Origin of the sequence: Rhodococcus sp. 4CII, from assembly GCF_014256275.1 — a bacterium.
GTDB classification, from domain to species: domain Bacteria; phylum Actinomycetota; class Actinomycetes; order Mycobacteriales; family Mycobacteriaceae; genus Rhodococcus_F; species Rhodococcus_F wratislaviensis_A.
Window position 1 is genome coordinate 7071930 of record NZ_JACCFE010000002.1, and the last position, 21320, is coordinate 7093249.

17 protein-coding genes and 2 pseudogenes are annotated in these 21320 nt (G+C 65.7%); 14 read left to right on the plus strand and 5 right to left on the minus strand.

The window, feature by feature from the left end:
• Window positions 1-42: 42 nt before the first annotated feature.
• The 3 genes and pseudogenes from H0B43_RS33435 to H0B43_RS33450 form a co-directional block, all read left to right on the plus strand.
• Window positions 43-2468, plus strand: a pseudogene (locus H0B43_RS33435) (LuxR C-terminal-related transcriptional regulator); the annotation flags it as partial.
• 61 nt (window positions 2469-2529) lie between these two features.
• Entirely contained in the window at window positions 2530-2748 is a 219-nt protein-coding gene (locus tag H0B43_RS33445; protein WP_185730153.1) for a hypothetical protein, read from the plus strand.
• Between the two features lie 356 nt (window positions 2749-3104).
• A complete protein-coding gene (locus H0B43_RS33450) occupies window positions 3105-5345 on the plus strand; it encodes an NADP-dependent isocitrate dehydrogenase (RefSeq protein ID WP_185724037.1) in 2241 nt (746 codons plus the stop codon).
• A gap of 257 nt (window positions 5346-5602) precedes the next feature.
• Here the strand turns inward: H0B43_RS33450 and H0B43_RS33455 are convergent, their stop codons facing one another.
• On the minus strand, window positions 5603-5854 hold the full coding sequence (locus tag H0B43_RS33455) for a hypothetical protein (protein WP_185724036.1): 252 nt from the start codon (window positions 5852-5854) through the stop codon (window positions 5603-5605).
• Between the two features lie 352 nt (window positions 5855-6206).
• Window positions 6207-7223 (minus strand): S1C family serine protease, encoded by a 1017-nt coding sequence (locus H0B43_RS33460; RefSeq protein WP_185724035.1) that lies wholly within the window; start codon window positions 7221-7223, stop codon window positions 6207-6209.
• Window positions 7224-7914: 691 nt separating this feature from the next.
• On the opposite strand from H0B43_RS33460, the gene H0B43_RS33465 reads away from it, so the two are divergent.
• From H0B43_RS33465 to H0B43_RS33515, 11 genes are all read left to right on the plus strand, one after another.
• Window positions 7915-8418 carry a general stress protein gene (locus H0B43_RS33465; protein WP_185724034.1) on the plus strand — a complete coding sequence of 168 codons (504 nt, stop codon included), beginning with the start codon at window positions 7915-7917 and terminating at the stop codon, window positions 8416-8418.
• A gap of 3 nt (window positions 8419-8421) precedes the next feature.
• A complete protein-coding gene (gene dnaK / locus H0B43_RS33470; protein ID WP_185724033.1) occupies window positions 8422-10308 on the plus strand; it encodes a molecular chaperone DnaK in 1887 nt (628 codons plus the stop codon).
• Between the two features lie 8 nt (window positions 10309-10316).
• A complete protein-coding gene (locus tag H0B43_RS33475) occupies window positions 10317-10841 on the plus strand; it encodes a nucleotide exchange factor GrpE (RefSeq protein WP_185724032.1) in 525 nt (174 codons plus the stop codon).
• Between the two features lie 6 nt (window positions 10842-10847).
• Entirely contained in the window at window positions 10848-11774 is a 927-nt protein-coding gene (locus H0B43_RS33480; protein ID WP_185724031.1) for a DnaJ C-terminal domain-containing protein, read from the plus strand.
• A complete protein-coding gene (locus H0B43_RS33485; RefSeq protein ID WP_185724030.1) occupies window positions 11771-12100 on the plus strand; it encodes a chaperone modulator CbpM in 330 nt (109 codons plus the stop codon). Before H0B43_RS33480 ends, H0B43_RS33485 begins: the two co-directional genes overlap by 4 nt.
• Window positions 12082-14715, plus strand: a complete 2634-nt coding sequence (gene clpB / locus H0B43_RS33490; protein WP_185724029.1) for an ATP-dependent chaperone ClpB — start codon at window positions 12082-12084, stop codon at window positions 14713-14715. The genes H0B43_RS33485 and clpB overlap by 19 nt, the downstream gene beginning before the upstream one ends.
• Before the next feature lie 14 nt (window positions 14716-14729).
• Window positions 14730-15182, plus strand: coding sequence for a thioredoxin (gene trxA / locus H0B43_RS33495; protein WP_185724028.1), 453 nt, complete (start codon window positions 14730-14732; stop codon window positions 15180-15182).
• The gene (locus tag H0B43_RS33500; RefSeq protein WP_185724027.1) at window positions 15179-15445 is read left to right on the plus strand and encodes a ubiquitin carboxyl-terminal hydrolase 14; all 267 of its coding nucleotides are present in this window, start codon (window positions 15179-15181) and stop codon (window positions 15443-15445) included. The genes trxA and H0B43_RS33500 overlap by 4 nt, the downstream gene beginning before the upstream one ends.
• Window positions 15423-17138, plus strand: coding sequence for an FAD-dependent oxidoreductase (locus tag H0B43_RS33505; protein WP_185724026.1), 1716 nt, complete (start codon window positions 15423-15425; stop codon window positions 17136-17138). Before H0B43_RS33500 ends, H0B43_RS33505 begins: the two co-directional genes overlap by 23 nt.
• A gap of 13 nt (window positions 17139-17151) precedes the next feature.
• Entirely contained in the window at window positions 17152-17592 is a 441-nt protein-coding gene (locus H0B43_RS33510) for a DUF1931 family protein (protein ID WP_185729698.1), read from the plus strand.
• 252 nt (window positions 17593-17844) lie between these two features.
• The gene (locus H0B43_RS33515; protein ID WP_185724025.1) at window positions 17845-18027 is read left to right on the plus strand and encodes a hypothetical protein; all 183 of its coding nucleotides are present in this window, start codon (window positions 17845-17847) and stop codon (window positions 18025-18027) included.
• A 100-nt stretch (window positions 18028-18127) separates the two neighbouring features.
• Here the strand turns inward: H0B43_RS33515 and H0B43_RS41945 are convergent.
• The 3 genes and pseudogenes from H0B43_RS41945 to H0B43_RS33525 all read right to left on the minus strand — a co-directional run.
• A pseudogene (locus H0B43_RS41945) lies at window positions 18128-18447 on the minus strand (prolyl aminopeptidase); the annotation flags it as partial.
• A 112-nt stretch (window positions 18448-18559) separates the two neighbouring features.
• A complete protein-coding gene (locus H0B43_RS33520) occupies window positions 18560-19450 on the minus strand; it encodes a universal stress protein (protein ID WP_185724024.1) in 891 nt (296 codons plus the stop codon).
• Window positions 19447-21270, minus strand: a complete 1824-nt coding sequence (locus H0B43_RS33525) for an amino acid permease (protein ID WP_185724023.1) — start codon at window positions 21268-21270, stop codon at window positions 19447-19449. The genes H0B43_RS33520 and H0B43_RS33525 overlap by 4 nt, the downstream gene beginning before the upstream one ends.
• Between the last annotated feature and the right edge of the window lie 50 nt (window positions 21271-21320).

Genomic DNA, 21320 nt, shown 5'->3' on the forward strand with positions numbered 1-21320 from the left:
AGGTACCGTGAAGGGTCGGGTACGTGAGAAAGTGACGGTTTGATGCTTTCCGGTGGCAAGGCGAACGCGGGGAACCTACCCCATGAACTGACAAGTTTCGTCGGCCGTCGCCATGAAATTGTCGAGGTCCGCCGTCTGCTCTCCGTATCACGGCTCGTGACGTTGACGGGGATCGGCGGTGTGGGGAAGACCCGGCTTGCACTACGGGTCGCCGCCGACTCCACCCGTGCATTCGACGACGGTGTGTGGTTGACCGGATTGGGCGAATTGCAGGATCCGGACACGGTTGTCGACGCGGTGTCGTCGGTCTTGCAACAGCGCGAGGGCCTGGGCGGATCACCCGAGGCCGTGCTCGTCGAGTACCTCGCGGAACGGACGCTGCTGCTCGTCCTCGACAACTGCGAGCACCTCGTCGAGCCGGTCGCCACCCTCACCCGGACGCTCCTTCGCGCCTGCCCGAACCTACGAATTTTGACGACCAGCCGGGAACCGCTCGGCATCGGGGGCGAAGCCGTGTTCCGGGTGCCGCCGCTCACGTTGCCGGAAGCCGACCCTCGGTCGGCGGACAGGGGCAGGATCGCCCACTACGAGGCGATGAGCCTGTTCGCCGAACGCGCGGCGACGGCGGTTCCAGGTTTCGCCCTCACCGAGAACAATGAGGACGTGGTCGCGGCGATCTGCCGCCGACTGGAGGGTCTGCCGCTCGCCATCGAACTGGCTGCGGTGCGTCTACGGGCGATGTCGGAGGAGCAGATACTGCACAGGCTGACCGACCGCCTCGGTCTGCTTACGACGAACACTCGTGGGGCACCGGCCCGGCAGCAGACCCTGGTCTGGAGCATCGACTGGAGCCACGAGTTGTGCACTCCCGCCGAGCGGAAGATGTGGGGACGACTGACGGTGTTCTCGGGAAGCTTCGAGCTCGGCGCCGTCGAAGGCATCTTCACGGACACCGCGTCAGCGGACCAGATCGTGGATGTTGTGGCGTCGCTGATCGACAAGTCGATTCTGATCCGGGACGAACTCGCGGGTGCGGTGCGGTTTCGCATGCTCGAGACGCTGCGCGACTACGGGTTGGAGCGATTGCAGGAAACCGGCGAGTTCGGTTCACTGTTGCGGCGGCACCGGGATTGGTACGAAAACCTGGTGCTGCAGGCGGACTCCGACTGGATCAGCCCGAGGCAGATGGCCTGGATCGCGCGCCTCGACGCCGAGCAACCCAACATCCGTGCCGCGCTGCAATTCTGCCTCACCGGTCCGAGTGAAGCAGACGCCGGACTCCGCATGGCCGCGGCCTTGTACCCGTACTGGCGGGTGCGGGGCCGGATACGTGAGGGTCTGCGTTGGCTCGCGCAGCTTCTGGCCGTCCAGGGTGGCAAGCCGGGTATGGAGCGGGTCAAAGCTTTGTATGTGCTGAGTGTGCTGTCCGGGATCCACGGCGACCCGGATGCGTCGGCACTCTATGCGCAGCGCGGCACCGACCTCGCGGCGCAGCTCGGCGACCGTACCGGTCGGGCGCTGATGGACGATGCCGCCGGTTGGCATGCGCTGTTCACCGCGGATGCCGTGGCCGCGTCTGAGCATTTCGAGTCTTCCCTCGCCGTCTTCCGGGAGGGCGGCACCTTGCTGTACCTGATCTGGTCGCTGCTCGGACTCGCGCTGGCCGGCGAGGCGGCCGGAAACCGGATCCGGAGCGAGGAATGTCAGCGCGAAGTCCTGGCGCTCACCGAATCTCGGGACGAGTCCGTCTACCGGGGATGGTCGCTGTGGGCCGCGGGGGTGGGTGCCTGGCGACGGGGAGAGTACTCCGGTGCGAAAGATCTGCTCACGCAGGGACTGAAGCTCGCGCGGCTGGTGGATGACCGCGTCAGCGCTGTGGGGTGCATGGAGGTGCTCGGGTGGATCGCGGCCGACGACAAAGCTCCCCGGCGTGCCGCGACGCTGATGGGCGCAACCAAGACTCTCGGCCAGTCGGTGGGAAGTCCGAGCACGATTTTCCCGAACACGCGCCACCGACACGCCGAGTTCGAGGACAAGGCCCGCCGGGCGATCGGTGACCGGGCGTTCGAGACGGAGTTCCGCCAGGGCCTCGGAATGGGGTTCGACGACGCCGCAGCCTACGCCCTCGACGAAAGGAGCAGGCCCGATCTCTCCGCCGAGCAAACACCGACGTCTCTGACGCGGCGGGAGCAGCAGGTGGCCGAACTCGTCGCCGAAGGCCTGACCAACAAGGCGCCCTCGACGAAAGGAGCAGGCCCGATCTCTCCGCCGAGCAAACACCGACGTCTCTGACGCGGCGGGAGCAGCAGGTGGCCGAACTCGTCGCCGAAGGCCTGACCAACAAGGCGATCGCTGCCAGGCTCGTCATCTCGCAACGCACGGCGCAGGGGCACGTCGAGCACATCCTCGCCAAGCTGGGTTTCGCCTCCCGCACGCAAATCGCGGCCTGGAGCATCGAACAGAGGCAAAGCGATCAGTCCTGATCGCAGACCGGGATTGTCGGACCGTGGCGTCGGCGTAGGCGATCCGATGGACGAGAAACTGCGCAATCTCGGCGCGGTGGTCCATCTGCCCACCACCGGCGTCTATGCCCTGACCCCCGTGGGCTCGTTCGAGGCCATCGATGCACTGGCACGCGCGCTTCCGCTCCAGGTGGTCGCAGACCTGATCGGTGTCACCGGCAGCGACCCGGACGCGTCCGCATTCGAACCGGGCGCACCGACACCGTCAGCGGCACCTCGCAGCTGAGCTGTCTCTCGTCGTCCATGCTCGTTCGGCGGCGATCGAATCACAGAGAAAGTCGCCCGGCGAACGTGTCGCGGTGGTCGAAGTCGGAGTCGACCCGGCTCGTCGGAGAGGCGGTGACGCCCTCTGGTCATCTCTTGTTCATCCAGGGATGGCCGTCTCCGGCGGCAGCGGTCGACGTCAGCGGCGCCGACCAACTCTCGCCTGCGATCGAATCGGACGCACGCGATAGAGTTCGGAATGCCTGCGCTCGAACAAGGCGCCGGCGATGTAGTACCTAACCTGATACTTGACGCGATACCGACAGGGCCCACCCTGAGCCCTTCGAAATCGGACCGAACTGACGCGGGAGAACAACCATGTGCGCCGACAAGCAGCCGACCATCATCTACACGCTGACCGACGAGGCGCCGTTGCTCGCGACCTACGCCTTCATGCCGATCGTGCGCACCTTCGCCGGTGCAGCGGGTATCGAGATCGAGTCCAGCGACATCTCGGTGGCGGCGCGGATCCTGTCTGAATTCCCCGACCACCTCACCGAAGAGCAGCGCGTTCCGGACAACCTGGCCGAGCTGGGTCGCCTGACGCAGCTCCCCGATACGAACATCATCAAGCTGCCCAACATCAGCGCGTCCGTGCCGCAACTCCTGGCCGCCATCAAGGAACTGCAGGGCAAGGGCTTCAAGGTTCCCAATTTTCCGGACGACCCCAAGACCGACGAGGAACGCGACATCCGGCAGCGCTACGGCAAGATCCTCGGCAGCGCGGTCAACCCGGTCCTGCGTGAGGGCAACTCCGACCGCCGTGCACCCCGAGCGGTGAAGGAGTACGTCCGCAAGCACCCGCACAGCATGGGCGAATGGTCGATGGCCTCACGCAGCCACGTCGCGCACATGCGGCACGGCGACTTCTACCACGGTGAGAAGTCGATGACGCTGGACCGGCCGCGCAAGGTCCGGATGGAACTGGTGACCAAGGGTGGCGAGACGATCATCCTCAAGTCCGAGGTGGACCTGGGGGAGGGCGACGTCATGGACAGCATGTTCATGAGCAAGAAGGCGTTGCTCGACTTCTACGAGGAGCAGATGGAGGATGCGCGCAAGACGGGCGTGATGTTCTCCCTCCACGTCAAGGCGACGATGATGAAGGTCTCGCACCCCATCGTCTTCGGCCACGCGGTGAAGACGTTCTACAAGGATGCGTTCGCCAAGCATCAGGCGCTGTTCGACGAACTGGGCGTCAATGTCAACAACGGCCTCGGCGACCTCTACGACAAGATCGCGACGCTGCCCAGCACGCAGCGCGAGGAGATCGTTCAGGACCTGCACGACTGCCATGAGCATCGCCCCGAGCTGGCTATGGTCGACTCGGCTCGCGGCATCTCCAACTTCCATTCGCCCAGCGACGTGATCGTGGACGCCTCCATGCCGGCGATGATCCGCTCGGGCGGCAAGATGTACGGGGCCGACGGACGGCCCAAGGACGCCAAGGCAGTGATGCCCGAGTCCACCTTCGCGCGTATCTACCAGGAGATCATCAACTTCTGTAAGACCAATGGCGCGTTCGACCCGACGACCATGGGCACCGTCCCCAACGTCGGGCTGATGGCACAAAAGGCCGAGGAGTACGGCTCGCACGACAAGACCTTCGAGATCCCGGAAGAGGGCGACGCCAACTTCGTGGACGTCGACTCCGGTGAGGTGCTGCTCACCCAGCACGTCGAGGCCGGCGACATCTGGCGCATGTGCACCGTCAAGGACGCCCCGATCCGCGACTGGGTCAAACTCGCGGTCACCCGGGCGCGCAACTCCGGCATGCCGGTCCTGTTCTGGCTCGACCCGTACCGTCCGCACGAGAACGAGCTGATCAAGAAGGTCGAACTGTACCTGCAGGATCACGACACCGAGGGCCTCGACATCCAGATCATGTCGCAGGTGCGCTCCATGCGGTACACGCTGGAGCGGCTGATCCGCGGGATGGACACCATCGCCGCCACCGGCAACATCCTGCGCGACTACCTCACCGACCTGTTCCCGATCCTGGAACTCGGCACGAGCGCCAAGATGCTGTCGATCGTGCCGCTGATGGCCGGCGGCGGAATGTACGAGACGGGCGCCGGCGGCTCGGCGCCCAAGCACGTCAAGCAGCTGGTCGAGGAGAACCACCTGCGCTGGGATTCGCTCGGTGAGTTCCTGGCGTTGGCCGTCAGCCTGGAGGAGCTCGGCATCAAGACCGACAACGAGCAAGCCAAGATCCTGGCCAAGACGCTCGATGCGGCGACCGGCAAGCTGCTGGACGAAAACAAGAGCCCGTCGCGCAAGACCGGCGAGCTCGACAACCGGGGCAGCCAGTTCTACCTCGCGATGTACTGGGCGCAGGCACTCGCGGCGCAGACAGAGGACAAGGAACTGGCGGAGCGCTTCGCCCCGCTCGCCGAGGCACTGGCCGAGAACGAGGACACCATCGTGCGGGAGCTCATCGAGGTGCAGGGCGAGCCGGTCGACATCGGCGGCTACTACAACCCGGACCGCGAGAAGACCGCCGCGGTGATGCGGCCGAGCAAGACTCTGAACACCACGCTGGCGGCAGTGCAACACTGAGCCCCAGTGACCGTGTGAGTCAGGTCCGCCCGTCCGTGGACGGGCGGACCGCCAGGTCGTCGCTGCGACCAATGCGGTCCGCGGCTATCCGACCGATCGGTGACCCTCCGCCGGCGAGCAGCGATGCCGGGGTGGGCGCTCGGGGGTGGCGTCCGGGGGATCCCCGGCGTCGCGGATCTCAACCGAGCGAGGTGTGACCTCTCGCCTCGGTGGGCAGTGGCTCCAAGTCGAGGTGCGTCATGCCTGAGCCTCGTCAGCTACGGCGCCCGCGCCGAACCACCAGTGATCCTGGCGTCGTGCAGAGCCCGAAGACGAACGAGAAGCAGTGCCTGGCCGACAAACTCACTCTCGGGGAAATCGGCCTGCTCACATTGGCGACCAGTCATCCGGAGACCAAGCACGAGGGCGCGCTGTACCGGCCGAATGAATGGAACGACGTCTTTGGTGGCACGGCGCATGTCGGCCGACTGCTCGGCCGCCTGGAAGCCAAGGACAAAATCGTCCTCCACGGATACTGGCTGCCGGAATCCGCGGACGGATGCCCACCCGCGGATTGCGGCAGCCGAAGTACTTCTCGTCCGGTCGATACAGTTCTGTGTACCAGGTCGACTCGGCCGGTGCTGCTGTGCAGGGGTTGGCCGAGATTTCGGAGGACGAGTTCACGCTGCGGAAGCAGCGAATCGAGAGCGGCCAGGGTCCTCTGCCGTGATTCCCTCCACACGATTCGGTCACCTCGACGGCACCCGAATCAGCTGACTGCAGCTGTCCGGACCATCCACCATCGACGGTGGTCTCGGGCGGAATCGACGCCCGCGACGCCCGCAACGTGCCGGGCCGCAACACTGCCCGTGGAATCGTCGTTCAGCTGGCGGGGCGGTCCGTCACGGTGACCGATATCTGCTGGGTCTCGCCGCCGCGGAGCACGGTCAGTTCGACTCGATCGCCCGGGGCGACGGCACGGAGCGCCGCAATGAAGTCCTCCGCCGACTCGGTGTCGTGGCCGTTGACCGCGGTGATGACATCGCCGGGCCGGATACCCGCGGTCGCAGCCGGACCGAGCGGGACGACCTCGAGGACGACGACACCGCTGGTGCGGTTGACCGCCAACTGTTCGGCGATCTGCGGGGTCAGTGTGCCGGGCTGAATGCCGACGTACGCATGCCGGGCGGTCCCGGACGCCAGCAGCTGGTCCGCGACGTCGACGACATCTGCTGCGGGGATGGCGAAGCCCAGAGCCACCGCACCCGCCGCCGGGGGTATGTAGGCCTGGCTCATCCCCACGACCCGGCCTTGTCCGTCGATCAGGGCACCCCCGGAGTTACCCGGCGAGATCGCAGCGTCGGTCTGGATCAGGTCGACCAGCGGCGCCCCGGTAGAGGCCGACCCGGGGATCTGACGGTGCAGTCCCGAGATGATGCCCGAGGTGACCGTGTCCTCGAACCCCAGCGGACTGCCCATGACCACCGCGAGCGCGCCGACCTCCGGCAGCGCTGTCTCGAACGTCGCCGCAGTCAGATCCGTGCGGTCCGCGTGAAGGACCGCGACGTCGGCCACCTGATCGACGGCCCGCACGTTCGCCGGCACCTGTTGCCCGTCCGCGAAGGCCACACTCACCTGCCGGGCACCCTCGACCACGTGGGCGTTGGTGACGATGGTGCCGTCGGTCTTGTAGACGATGCCGCTGCCCACGCCGGACCCGGTGAGCACAGTGACGACCGAGGCCTCCACCTGCCGAACCAGTGCCGGCAGGTCCACGGCGGCCCCGTCTGAGGGGGGCGAGGTGGTGGAAGCCGAGCCGCCGCATCCTGCGAGGAGGAGGACTACGATCGCGACCAGCAGCGCCCGGATCGTGGAGCGTACGGTCGACGGCGCGTGCATCAGCGACCGCCTCCGTGAGGAATCGGTCCCCTACAAGCACTTGCCGCCAGCGGGCCCACCCGATCAACATACTCCTGTCTCCGCCCGTCGTCGGCGACTCCCGACCCGCGTCAAATACCCACAGAAAATCGCCGTCGACGATTACAGTGCGTATGTCTGCACTACAGTAGCGGCGAGTCGTATATTGTTGTACTACTTTCACTTTCAAAACCAGTTCCCCCGCTTCTGACCGATTCAGTTGCCGCACAGCGGAATAAGGTCGCGGTGACCCCGCTGGACGGCCTGATCCGACAGCTGAAAATCGGATCTCGTCATTGGTGTTCGCTTCTGAGCCGGAGGCTTAGGCCCCACCGCCGAGGACCTGATGCTGTACGTGAGGCTGAGGCAGCTGTCTTTCCACGGTTCCGGAGACTGTCCTGGTAGGACGGAATCGCCTTCCTACTTTGGACTTACCGGAACCTTGTGACACAACGTGTCGGCTGCGAGAATCCTCTAGATCGGGAGTTTTCTTCGCGCCGCACCGGACTGGGTGTGGCCGTCACCGACCCCCGTTTTCTCGTATGCCCACAGGCGGATGAAGATTCTCATGCGGTTGAGCCGTCCGTGTGCTCGACCCGTTGACCGACCGACCGGAGCCGAACCGGTACCCGCGGGCTCGGCGAACCCCACTCATCGACGCCCAGGGGGCGTGATGTCAGAGTCCAGTGGCGGAACCTCCGCCGTAAGTCCACACCAACCTGCACGCCAGGTAATTGCAACGTTCGACAACTACGCCGACGCCGAAAGTGCCGTCGACTACCTCTCCGACCAGCATTTCGCGGTAGGCAAACTGGCCATCGTCGGCCGCGACATCGAGCTGGTCGAGCAGGTCGTCGGCCGACTGAACTACGGCTGGGCCGCTCTGCGAGGCGCCGCCGCGGGCGCGCTGACGGGCGCACTGTTCGGCTGGATCTTCGGATTACTCGACTGGGTCCAACCGCTGCTCACAGGCTTCACGCTCGCCTTCTACGGGCTTATCTTCGGCGCCCTCATAGGTGCTCTGCTCGGCCTGCTCATGTACGCGCTGCAGGGCGGTCGGCGCGACTTCACCTCAATCCAGTCATTACAACCACGTCACTACGAAGTCCTCGCCGACGTCGAGGTCGCGGACGAAGCCGTCCGCCTGCTCACCGGCCGGACCGATCGAAAGGAATGAGTCATGGCAACCGCGGTAGGCATCGACCTGGGCACCACCAACTCGGTCATCGCAAGCTGGCAAGGCGGCGAGCCGGTGGTGATCTCCAACGTCGAGGGAGCGCGGACGACGCCGTCGGTGGTGGCGTTCACCGAGAGCGGCGAGCGCCTGGTGGGTCAGCTCGCCCGACGGCAAGCGATCCTGAACCCCAAGGGCACGATCTACTCGGCGAAACGCTTCATCGGACGTCACTACGACGAGATCTCCGAGGAGGCCAAAGCGGTCAGCTTCGACGTCGTAGCGGGTGACAACGGTGAGGCTCGATTCGACGTGCGGGGCAAGAAGTACGCGCCGGAGGAGATCAGTGCCCTCGTGCTGCGCAAGCTCGTCGACGATGCCAGCAAGTTCCTCGGTGAGAAGGTAAAGGAAGCGGTCATCACCGTTCCGGCCTACTTCAACGACGCGCAACGTAACGCCACCAAGGACGCCGGCCGCATCGCAGGCCTCGAGGTATTGCGGATCATCAACGAGCCGACCGCTGCGGCACTGGCGTACGGCATGGACAAGCAGACCCACGAGACCGTACTGGTCTTCGACCTCGGCGGCGGCACGTTCGATGTGAGCCTGCTCGACGTCGGCGAGGGCGTGGTCGAGGTTCGTTCCACGGCTGGCGACTCCCACCTCGGCGGCGACGACTTCGACCGGCGTCTGGTGGACTACCTCGCCGACGAATTCCAGAGTGCGGAGAACATCGATCTGCGCAAGGATCCGCAGGCGTTGCAGCGGCTCTTCGAGGCGGCGGAGAAAGCCAAGGTCGAGTTGTCCTCGGTGACTCAGGCCCAGGTCAACCTGCCCTTCGTCACCGCTGACGCGAACGGTCCCAAGCACCTCACCACCACAATCATGCGATCGAAGTTCGAGGATCTGACGGCGGATCTGGTGGAACGCTGCCTCGACCCGGTGAAGCAGGCGATGAGTGACGCCAAGGTCACCGCCAACGATATCGACGAAGTGATCCTGGTCGGTGGTTCGACACGTATTCCGGCGGTGCAAGCGCTGGTTCGCCGGCTCACCGGCGGCAAGGACCCCAACATGAGCGTCAACCCGGACGAGGTCGTGGCGCTCGGTGCCGCAGTCCAGGCGGGCGTGCTCAAGGGCGAGGTCTCCGATGTGCTGTTGCTCGATGTCACCCCGCTGTCCCTCGGCGTCGAGACCCAGGGCGGGGTGATGACCAAGATCATCGAGCGCAATACGACGATCCCGGCGCGGCGTAGCGAAGTGTTCTCCACGGCGGAAGACAATCAGTCCGCAGTGGATGTCGTGGTACTGCAGGGTGAACGCGAACGGGCCGCCGACAACCGGGTGCTGGGCCGGTTCCGGCTGGAAGACATCCGCCCTGCGCCACGCGGCGAGGCCCAGGTCGAAGTCACCTTCGACATCGACGCCAACGGCATCCTCCACGTCACCGCCCGCGACAAGGACACGGGCAAGGAACAGAGCATCACGATCAGCGAACAGGGCAACCTGGACCAGGGCGAGGTCGAGCGCATGCTCGCCGAGGCCGAACGAAACCGGGGCGAGGACGAGGCGCTGCGCAAGGCGGTCGATGCACGCAACGCCCTTGATTCGGTTGCCTATCAAGTGGAACGGCGACTCGCCGAACTCGGTGACAGTGCCCCACCGCACGACAAGGCACGCGCCGAGATGCTGATCGCCGACGCCAGGAAGGCCGTGAAAGACGGTGCTTCACCCGAGGAGGTACAGCCACTCACCTCGGAGCTGCAGCAGCTGCTCTACGGGCTCGCACCGGCCCAGGCCGGCGGAGGCGACGGACACCAGGCCGGCGGTGGAGGCGACGCTGCGTCGTCGGATGACGACGACGTGATCGACGCCGAATTCGATCGAAGCTGAGGCACACGATGGACAGGTCTGCAGATCATTCGACGACCGAGCCGGCTACCGACGGCACCGACACGGATCAGACCGAAACGGCGCCTGATCGCACCGACACGGGGGCCGAGCTGGCTCAACTCGAGGACCGCTGGCGCAGGGCCCTTGCAGATCTCGACAACCTGCGCAAGCGGTATGCCAAGGATCTGGACCGTGAACGCGCCGCGGAGGTGGCGAAGGTTTCCTCTGCGTGGCTGCCGGTACTGGACAATCTGGAGCTCGCGCTGACCCATGCGGGCAGCGATCCCCAGGCCGTCGTCGAGGGCGTGAAGGCGATCCGGGACCAGGCGGTGCAGGTGCTGTCACGGCTCGGCTTCGAGCGCCACGACGAGGTCGGTGTGCCGTTCTCCCCGGAGCTTCACGAAGTGGTCAGCGTGGTGGCCCAACCCGACCTTCCCTCCGGGACCGTGATCGAGGTCTTGCGCCCGGGCTATGGAGAGGACGGGCGGCAGTTGCGTCCCGCCTCAGTGGTCGTCAGCCGACCCGAGGGGTGAGCACCGATGGCGCGTGACTACTACGAAGTGCTCGGGGTTCCGCGCGGCGCCGGCACCGACGAAATCCAGCAGGCGTACCGCAAGCTGGCCCGCAAGTATCACCCCGACGTGAACAAGGACCCCACCGCGGAGGACAAGTTCAAGGAGGCCAACGAGGCCTACCAGGTGTTGTCCGACCCGGATACCCGGAAACGCTACGACCGATTCGGTGACGACTTCCGGCGGGTGCCCGAGGACTACGACGAACGGGTCCGGGCAAGCGCCGGTGGATACGGCGGCGGTGGGTACGGCGGCGGGGGCGGTGGCAGAAGGGTGCACTTCGGTCACGGTGTCGGTGGCGAGGGCGCCGTCGACTTCGAGGACCTCTTCGGGCAGATGTTCGGCGGCGGTGGCGGGTACGGGCCGATTCCCGGCGCCGATCAGGAAGCGGAACTGGAACTGACCCTGGAAGAAGCGTATCGGGGCGGCAAACGCACTCTCAGACTGGACGGACGGCAGTACGACGTCGACATTCCGGCCGGTGTCCTGGACGGCCAGAGGATCCGGCTGGCCGGGCAAGGCGGCCGGGGCAACGGTGACGCGCCGCCCGGGGATCTGTACCTCGTAATTCGGATCAAGCCGCATTCCCGGTTCCAGGTACAGGGTCGGGACATCTACGTCGACCTGCCCGTATCGCCCTGGGAGGCGGTCCTCGGGTCGACCGTCGTCGTTCCCACCCCGGGTGGCGACGCGAAAGTCAAAGTGGCACCGGGCTCGTCGACGGGAAGGAAGCTTCGATTGCGCGGAGAGGGAATGCCCAATCCTCGTGGCGCCAACGGCAACCTCTACGCCGAGATCAAGGTGATGGTGCCGTCGAAACCGACAGCACGCGAACGCGAGCTGTTCGAGCAGTTGGCCGCCGAATCGAACTTCGATCCGAGGAAAGAAAAATGAGCACCCCGCCCCCGGTTACCCAGTACGTCTTGGTGCGCCGTACCGGATTGTCACCAGATGCCTTCGCCAAACGTACCGGGCTGCATCCGGACCTGGCGCGAAAGCTTGTGGCTCTCGGCCTGCTCGACGCCCACCGCGACGCCGGCGGCGAGATGTCGTTCGAACCATCCGAAGTGGCCCACGCCGCCCGCATCCAACGGCTGCGGACCGGTCTGGGCCTGAACTACTCGGCAATCGGGCTCGTGCTCGATCTGCTGGATCGAATCGAGAAACTCGAAGCATCGTCCCGCAGAAGGAGGACACCCCCATGGACACCGGCAGCCTGACTGAAAAGTCTCGAGAAGCCCTGCAGGAAGCCCAGAACGTAGCGACCAGAATGGGTCACACCGAGGTCGACGGTGAGCACCTGCTGCTCGCGTTGGTCGATCAGCAGGAGGGGTTGGTACCTCGCCTGCTCGAGCAGGCCGGCGCGAACGTCGATGCCCTGCGATCCGATCTGGAACGGGAACTGTCGCGTCGGCCGAAGGTCAGCGGTCCCGGCGCGACGCCCGGTCAGGTGATGATCACCCAGCGCCTGGCCAAGCTGCTCGACGCCGCGGAACGGGAGGCAAAGCGACTCAAGGATTCCTACGTGTCGGTGGAGCATCTCGTGATGGCCCTCTCCGAGGAGGGATCGTCCAGTGCGGCCGGACGGGTCCTCGCCAGTCATGGGGTCACACGAGAGGCATTCCTCACGGCGCTGACGAAAGTGCGCGGCAATCAGCGCGTCACCTCGGCGACCCCGGAGGGGGCGTACGAGGCGCTGGAGAAGTACGGACGCGACCTCGTCTCCGAGGGGCGGGCAGGCAAACTCGATCCGGTCATCGGCCGAGATGCCGAGATCCGGAGGGTGACGCAGATCCTGAGCCGGAAGACGAAGAACAATCCGGTGCTGATCGGCGACCCCGGCGTCGGGAAGACCGCGATCGTCGAGGGCCTCGCCCAGCGGATCGTCCGCGGCGACGTGCCCGAGGGCCTACGCGACAAGACGATCTTCTCGCTCGACATGGGTTCCCTGGTGGCCGGCGCGAAGTACCGCGGCGAGTTCGAGGAGCGACTGCAGGCGGTGCTGTCCGAGGTGAAGGCGGCCGAGGGGCACATCCTGTTGTTCGTCGACGAGTTACACACAGTTGTCGGTGCGGGATCAGTCGGCGGCGAGGGGTCTCTCGACGCCGGCAACATGCTCAAGCCGATGCTCGCCCGCGGCGAACTGCACATGATCGGTGCCACCACTCTCGACGAGTATCGCAAGCACATCGAATCCGATGCCGCACTCGAGCGTCGATTTCAGACCGTTCTCGTCGACGAGCCCAGCGTCGAGGATGCGATCTCGATTCTGCGCGGACTTCGAGAACGCCTCGAGGTGTTTCACGGCGTGAAGATTCAGGACGGCGCACTGGTGGCCGCCGTGACCCTCTCGCACCGGTACATCACCGACCGCTTCCTTCCGGACAAGGCGATCGATCTGGTGGACGAGGCGTGCGCCCGGCTACGCACCGAAATCGATTCGATGCCCGCCGAACTCGACGAGCTCACCCGTAAGGTGACCCGGCTGGAGATCGAAGAGGCCGCGCTGTCCAAGGAAACAGACGCGGCCAGCAAGACGCGCCTCGAAGAGCTGCGAAAGGAGCTGGCCGATCTACGGGCCGAGGCCGACGCCCGGCACGCGCAGTGGGAGGCGGAGCGGCAGGCGATCCGGCGGGTGCAGGAGCTGCGGGGTGAGCTGGAACGGTTGCGCCACGAGGCCGAGGCGGCGGAGCGCAACTACGACCTCAATCGGGCCGCCGAGCTGCGATACGGCGAGATCACCGAGCTGGAACGCAGGCTCGAGGCGGCGGAGGAGCAACTGGCCACCAGGCAGGGCCGGAATCCGTTGCTGCGCGAGGTGGTCACCGAAGACGAGATCGCAGAGATCGTGGCCGCATGGACGGGTATCCCGGTCGCCCGGCTGCAGGAAGGTGAGCGGGAGAAGCTGTTGAAGCTCGACGAGATCCTGCACGAGAGGGTCGTCGGTCAGGACGAGGCGGTGCAACTGGTCGCAGACGCGGTGATCCGGGCGAGGTCCGGTATCCGTGATCCGCGCCGGCCCATCGGTTCGTTCATCTTCCTGGGCCCGACGGGCGTGGGAAAGACCGAGCTCGCAAAGACGCTGGCCAGTGCCCTCTTCGACAGCGAAGAAAACATGGTGCGCCTGGACATGAGCGAGTACCAGGAGCGGCACACGGTGAGCAGGCTCATCGGTGCGCCCCCCGGGTACGTCGGATACGACGAGGGCGGCCAGCTCACCGAGGCGGTGCGTCGCAAGCCGTACTCCGTGGTCCTTTTCGACGAGATCGAGAAGGCTCACGCCGACGTCTTCAATACCCTGCTGCAGGTGCTCGACGACGGCCGCATCACGGATTCCCAAGGCAGGCAGGTCGATTTCCGGAACACCGTGATCATCATGACCTCCAACATCGGATCCCAGCATCTCCTCGACGGAGTCACAGCCGACGGTGAGATCAAGCCGGACGCCCGGGAGCGGGTGCTGGCGGAACTGCGTGGGCACTTCCGTCCCGAATTCCTCAACCGGGTCGACGACATCGTGTTGTTCACCCCACTCACCCTGCCCCAGATCGAGCACATCGTAGAGCTGCAACTCACAGATCTTCGGAACAGGTTGTCGGAGAGGCGGATACACCTGGATATCACGCCGGAAGCACGCCGGCTCATCGCCGAACACGGTTTCGACCCGGTCTACGGTGCGCGGCCGCTGCGGCGGTACATCGCCCACGAGGTCGAGACCAAGATCGGTCGTGCACTGTTGCGCGGCGAGATCGAACCCGGTGGCACCATCAGTGTCACGGTGGACAGCGGCGAGCTCGCCGTCGCGTATGCGGAACCCGCCGTCGCGGCGGCCTGAGAAGAGGTGTGGTCATGGGATCCGAAAATGTGAAGTGTCCGAACTGCGGCAAGGTCAACAAGGTGCCGGCGGCCGGGGACGGCAAACCGCGCTGCGGGAACTGCCACGAGGCGCTGCCCTGGATCGCCTCGGCAGGGGACGACGACTTCGCGGAGGTCGCCGACAAATCCTCGGTGCCTGTGCTCGTCGACCTCTGGGCGACGTGGTGCGGCCCGTGCCGCATGGTCAGTCCGGCGCTCGAGCAGCTCGCCAGGGAACGCGCAGGTCAGATCAAGCTGGTCAAGGTCGATGTGGATGCTGCGCCCAAAACAGCCGAGCGGTTCACCGTCCGCGCTGTGCCCACTCTGCTGGTGATGGATCGGGGTGAGGTCCTGGCTCGTCAGGCGGGCGCCGCTCCGGTACCGGCGCTGCGCACGTGGCTCGATCAGGCGCTCTCGGAGAATGCAGGCAAGGGGGCGGCGTCATGACTTTTGTCAATGTGGACCCGCACGTGACCGCGATCCGGCCCGTGGTGCCCCGGACTCCCCAGGGTTGCGAGGAATGTCTTCGCCTCGGCACCCCGTGGGTGCATCTGAGGCTGTGCCTGACGTGCGGACACGTCGGTTGCTGCGACTCCTCGCCGGGCAAGCACGCGAGCGCGCACGCTCACGCGATCGGCCATCCGATTGTCCAGTCATTGGAACCCGGCGAGGATTGGCGCTGGTGTTATGTCGACCAGAACTTCGTCTGAGGACGCCGCGCCCGCCCGCGACATTCCGCCGGTCGACGACGAGACTCCGGACGAGCAAGGTGCTTTCCCGCGGCTGACGGACGACCAGGTCGCAACACTCGCGGTCGGCGGCACGCGTCGATCGGTTCGCGTCGGCGAGGTGCTGATCCAAGAGGGCGCGCCCAGCAACGACTTCTTCGTCATCCTCTCCGGCAAGGTCGCGATCATCGACGAGGGCGACGGGGACGGCGAACGCCGAATACTGCGCGTGCACGGCCCCGGCCGATTCCTGGGCGAGCTCGGACTGCTGGAAGGCCAGGTGGCGTTCTTCACCGCCGAGGCGATCGAGGACGGCGAGATGCTCGTCGTCCCGGCCGCGCGGGTGCGCGAACTGGTGGCCCACGATTTCGTGCTCAGCGATCTGATCCTGCGCGCCTACCTGGTGCGGCGGCACCTGCTGATCGGGCTCGGATCGGGGTTCCGGATCATCGGCTCCTGCTATTCACCGGACACGTTGCGGCTTCGGGAGTTCGCCATGCGCAACCGACTACCCCACCGGTGGATCGATCTGGAGCAGGACCAACGGGCGGAGCAGCTGCTGCGCAGCCTGGACATCGCCCCCGAGGACACACCCGTCGTGATCTGGCACGGCGAGAAGGTGCTGCGCAATCCGACGAATGCGGAACTCGCCCGCATCGTGGGGCTTCCGGTCCCGGACGCTGCCCAGGACGTGTGCGACCTCGTCGTGGCGGGTGCGGGACCGGCCGGTCTGGCCGCGTCCGTGTACGGCGCCTCGGACGGGTTGAACACGGTGACGCTGGAGTCGATCGCCGCGGGCGGGCAGGCCAGTACCTCCTCCCGGATCGAGAACTACCTGGGCTTCCCGGCGGGGATCTCCGGTTCCGAATTGGCGGAGCGGGCCGTGATCCAGGCCGGGAAGTTCGGCGCCCGCATCCTGGTGTCGGCGGAGGTGACCGGTCTGGGGTCCGAGGAAGGGCACCACGTGCTCCAGCTGGCGGACGGCGGCGCGGTTCGCAGCCGGGCCGTCGTGCTCGCCACCGGCGCGCGGTATCGCAAGTTGGCGGTTCCGGGGATCGAGGCACTGGAGGGGACGAGCGTGTACTACGCCGCGACCCATCAGGAAGCACGGATGTGCGGCACCGACCCGGTGGCCATCGTCGGCGGCGGAAACTCCGCCGGGCAGGCCACCGTTTTTCTCGCGGACCGTGTCTCACACGTTCACCTGCTCATCCGCGGCGACGACCTCGGAAAGAATATGTCCCGGTATCTGGTCGACCAAATCGAGCGCCATCCGCGCGTGACGGTCCACCGGAATACCGAGATTCGCGAGGTCCACGGTGAGAAGTACCTCGACGAAATCGTGGTCGAGGACAATCGCACGGGGGACCAGGACACGCTCCGGGCGCACGCCCTGTTCGTCTTCATCGGAGCGATCCCGCACACCGCGTGGCTGGCCGACGCGATCGCACTCGACGACCACGGCTTCGTCCTCACGGGTGTGGACGCGGTCCACGCCCGAGGGGACGGCGACCGGCGGATCGGCGCCGGGCTGTCGAGGACGCTCGAAACAAGCCGGCCCGGCCTGTTCGCGGCGGGCGACGTCCGCAGCGGCTCGGTGAAACGGGTCGCATCCGCTGTCGGTGAAGGAGCGATGGCGGTTCGCCAAATCCATGAATACTTCGAGAGGAGCTGACGACATGCCAGTGATGGGCACCGTGAAATTCCAGCGATTCTTCCGGGCAGCGGCTGAACTGCAAGTCGACCGGAACGATCTCAAGCGCTATACGGAATTCATCGACGACAAGATCTACGACTTGATCCTCATCGGCAAGGCCTCGGCAAAGGCAAACCTGCGTGACGTGATCGAACCGTGGGACCTGCCGATCACCAAGGGGCTGCAGGAGAGCATCCACCGGTTCGAAAAACTGGACGAGGAGATCGAACTACAGCCTCTGCTCGACCAATTGACGGCCCGGCCGCCGTTGGACGTGGCACTCTCCGAGGAGACCGAGCAGCGACTGCCGCTGATTGCCGGAGGGCTGAGCGTGGCGCTCGCGCACACCTTCGTCACGATCGAGCCGGACCGTAAGAACCCTGGGACCGCAGAATGGAACGTCGCCTTCGACATCTTCCATCTACTGCTCTGACCCCGGCCAGCGGCCGGGCGAACCAGTAAATCACCGGGACACGAGGAATTCGTCTGGCTACGAATTACCGGTTGTCGCCCACCACACCGGTTGAGACTTCCCTCGACGTGCACCGGACACCGACCAGCCAACCTGCTCACCGGGAGCTTCGAACCGAGCGGAGCGTGGTCGTCCGCGGCGCCGCGCACCACGCCCTTCTCACGGCCAGCCAACTCCGGTGCCCGCACCCCTGCGGTTTGGCGTGCAACGACGATGTTCGCCCAGGATCGGGGCATCTCTGTCGAGAGCGCGTTCGAGCAGGCCCGCCGCACGGCCGTTGCGGGCAACCCACAAGACCCCGCATTGACGGCGAAGGTGCTGGGATGGATGCGCGAGAACAGCGCAGTCGTGTTCGCGACGAAGTCCCACCACACACCCCCCATCGAATCACCCTGAGCGGCAATCGGAACCCGCCTGCAGGCATGCCAAAGCGCCGTCCGAGGTTCGGGCTCACCGTCGAAGACCAGCAAATCGAAGCGGCGAGAAGCCGCGCCTACGCGGCCGCAAGATTCCCGTTTCGTTCCCGGGCCGGTACGGGAGCGATGCACTCCTCCCACTCCCTGGGGAAGATCCGCCTCATGTCACGGGTGATCCAGTCGATCTCGGTTCGCGATCCCGACGAGATCGCTCGGTGCGCCATCGCGATTCCGAGATGCTCGCGCTGACGTTCGATGTCCGCTGTCAAATGTGTTGTCGTGTTGGACGACAAGTCGGTGTCGTGGCCAGCGGTCGGCTCCGTCCGCATCCGCGTTGGTCGAACGACACCGCACGAAAAGCATTCGGGTCGAAGCAGCGACCGCTTCGTACGGTTCCACCTCGGATGAAAGTGGGTTGCTCACCTACACACCTTCGCATCCTGCGCCGCAAGACCGATCGGCGAATGCGGCGCACGACTAGCTGAAAAGGGAGTCGCTGGTCGAGTGAACAACTATGCCGCAGCTGCGTTTCGCGGAACGATCATCACGGGCACGGGAGCGTGCCGCAGGATTTTCGAGGCGGCCGAGCCGAGGAATACGTGGGCCGCGGGTCCGGCTGCTCCCGAACCCAGGGTCAGCATGTCGCCGGCTTCCCAGGAGACGGATTCGACCGCCTCGCGCCAGTCATGGCCACTGCCGACCACGAGGTCGACGTCGGGGACTGGGATCTGGGCGCGAACCAGGCTGAGCTGCTTGCTGATATCGTCGCGTGTCCTGCGTGCCCACTGTTGCACGACAAGGTCCTCCGTCGACCGCTCGATGGCGCCACCGTACATCGTCATCGGCCGCACCGTGAACGAGACGATCCGCAACGTCACCGGCCACTTCCTGGCCATTTCGGCGGTGGCCGCGACGAGACCGTTGACATCGGCTTCGCCTCCGTATGCGACGGTGAGCCGACGGATGGGTTCGGCGATCATGGGGTAGCCGCGCGGAGCGATCGCGACGGGCACCGCCGCCGTGTGGACCAACCGTTCGGTGACACTGCCCAGCGCCACCCGGCCCAGCAGCCCGGACGACGACGACCCGACGACAACGTGACTCGCGTCGTGGGCTGCAACCAACTCCATCAAACCTGTGGGAACGGACTGCGATTGGTGGACGACGGTCGGGACGTCGACATCCCCCGGCAATTGGCTGACCACCCTGTCGAGTGCCAGCGAAGCCTGCTCGGTGACGTAGCCCAGGTACTCGCGCTCGATGGGGTCGTCCTTCGCCGGCCACGGCCGTTCCACGATGGCCGCGGCGACGATCGCGTCGCCGGTCCAGCGTGCTATCTGCATTGCCAGGTTGAGGGGCGCCGGCCCCTGACGGCTCGCACTGAATCCGGCGATGATCGTCATCGGCGGGATCTCCCTGCGACGGTCGGGACTGCGACGACGTGCGTCACCGGCACATCGTGCTCGGCGCGTGCGCGGTCCACGACGTCGAAGCGGTGCCACACCGACTCTTCGGGTGGCAGTGTCGAGATGACGATCTGATCGGGGTGGAACGTATCGACGGCGGCGGACAGCGCCCGCAGCGGCCGGTAGTCTCCCAATTCACCGTCGGCGGTGAGGTTGTCTGCGCGGAGTGTCGCCAGCGTGTCGTCCAGCCGCTGCTGTGCAACTTCCCGGGTCGCTTCGGCGACGTCGAGCGGACCGTGGGTGGCGGCGGTCCCGGTCTCGATCGGACTGGCCGGCACGACGACGAAATAGCTCGCTTCGCGATCCGCGCCGATACGGCGAAGCTCGTCGAGCATCTCCTTGGACTCCACAGTCTGGTTCGCCAGCACCAGCACGCGGTGCGGTCGTGCCGTCGCAGCGGCCCCTTCCATGGTGGGTCGCCGACCCACGAACCACTTGTTGGCGAGAAACAGCACGATGACGACGGCCCATGACAACAGACTCAGCACCAATTGGGACCGCACATCCTCCTGCAGATACATCTGCACCAGGATCGCTACGATCGCCGCCGCGGTGATGAGCGACAGCACCGGGAACAGCCACATCTTGACCCGCAGTTCGGAGTCCGGCGTGCGGTACCGCAGCACTATCTGCGATACGGCGATGAGCAGGTAGACGAACAGGATGATCGCGCCGCTGGAGTTCAGCAGGAACGCGAAGACGGTGTCCGGCGAGACCGCCGCCGCGATGACACAGAGAAAACCGATGACCGAGGATGCAAGGATCGCGACCGCGGGCACCCCCCGACGGGTGACCTCGACCAACTGCGCGGGTGCCTCCCGGCGCGCAGCGAGAACGAACAGCATGCGGGAGGCCGTGTACATGCCCGAATTGAGACAGCTCAGCACCGCCGTCAACACCACGGCGTTCATGATGTGGTCGGCGTACGGAATCCCCATTTCGGTGAATGCGGCGACAAAGGGGGATGCGGCCGCCTTCTCGTCGTTCCACGGCAGGATCGTCGCCAGCAGGAATGTCGAGCCGACGAAGAACACTGCGATGCGCACGATCACCGAGTTGGCGGCCTTGGTCACCGCCCGCTCCGGATCCGCTGATTCGGCGGCGGCGATGGTCGCGATCTCGGCGCCCACCATGGAGAAGATCACCGTGACCACACCCACCGTGATCGCCATGGCGCCGAACGGCAGGAATCCGTCATGGACCCACAGGTTGGAGAAGTCGAGTGATTTGTCCGGCCACACGCCGAGAACGAATAGCGTGCCCAGCGCGATGAACACCACGATCGCGGCCACCTTGATGCCGGCGAACCAGAACTCGAACTCGCCGAACGACGACACGGAGAACAGATTCGTCGCTGTCATCAGAATCATCAGAACCAACGCGGCCAACCACAACGGGACGTCGATCCAGTACTGGATGATCTTGGCGCCTGCGATCGCCTCGAAGCCGACGACGATCACCCAGAAATACCAATACAACCAGCCGACCGAGAAGCCTGCCCAGTTGCCCAGCGCCGTGCGAGCATAGTCGGCGAACGATCCGGTCGACGGGTTGGCCACGGCCATTTCGGCCAGCATCCGCATGACCATGATGATCAGGACGCCGGCAAGGCCGTACGTGATGAACGCTCCCGGCCCCGTGTCTCCGATGACGACACCCGAGCCGACGAACAGGCCCGCGCCGATCACCCCGCCGATGGCGATCATCGTCAGCTGCCGCTGGCTCAGGGCCTTCTTCAATGCGGGTGTAGCGCTCATTGCATCCCTCCGATACTCCACACGCCGGCGTGCTCGCTCTCATGGGCGAG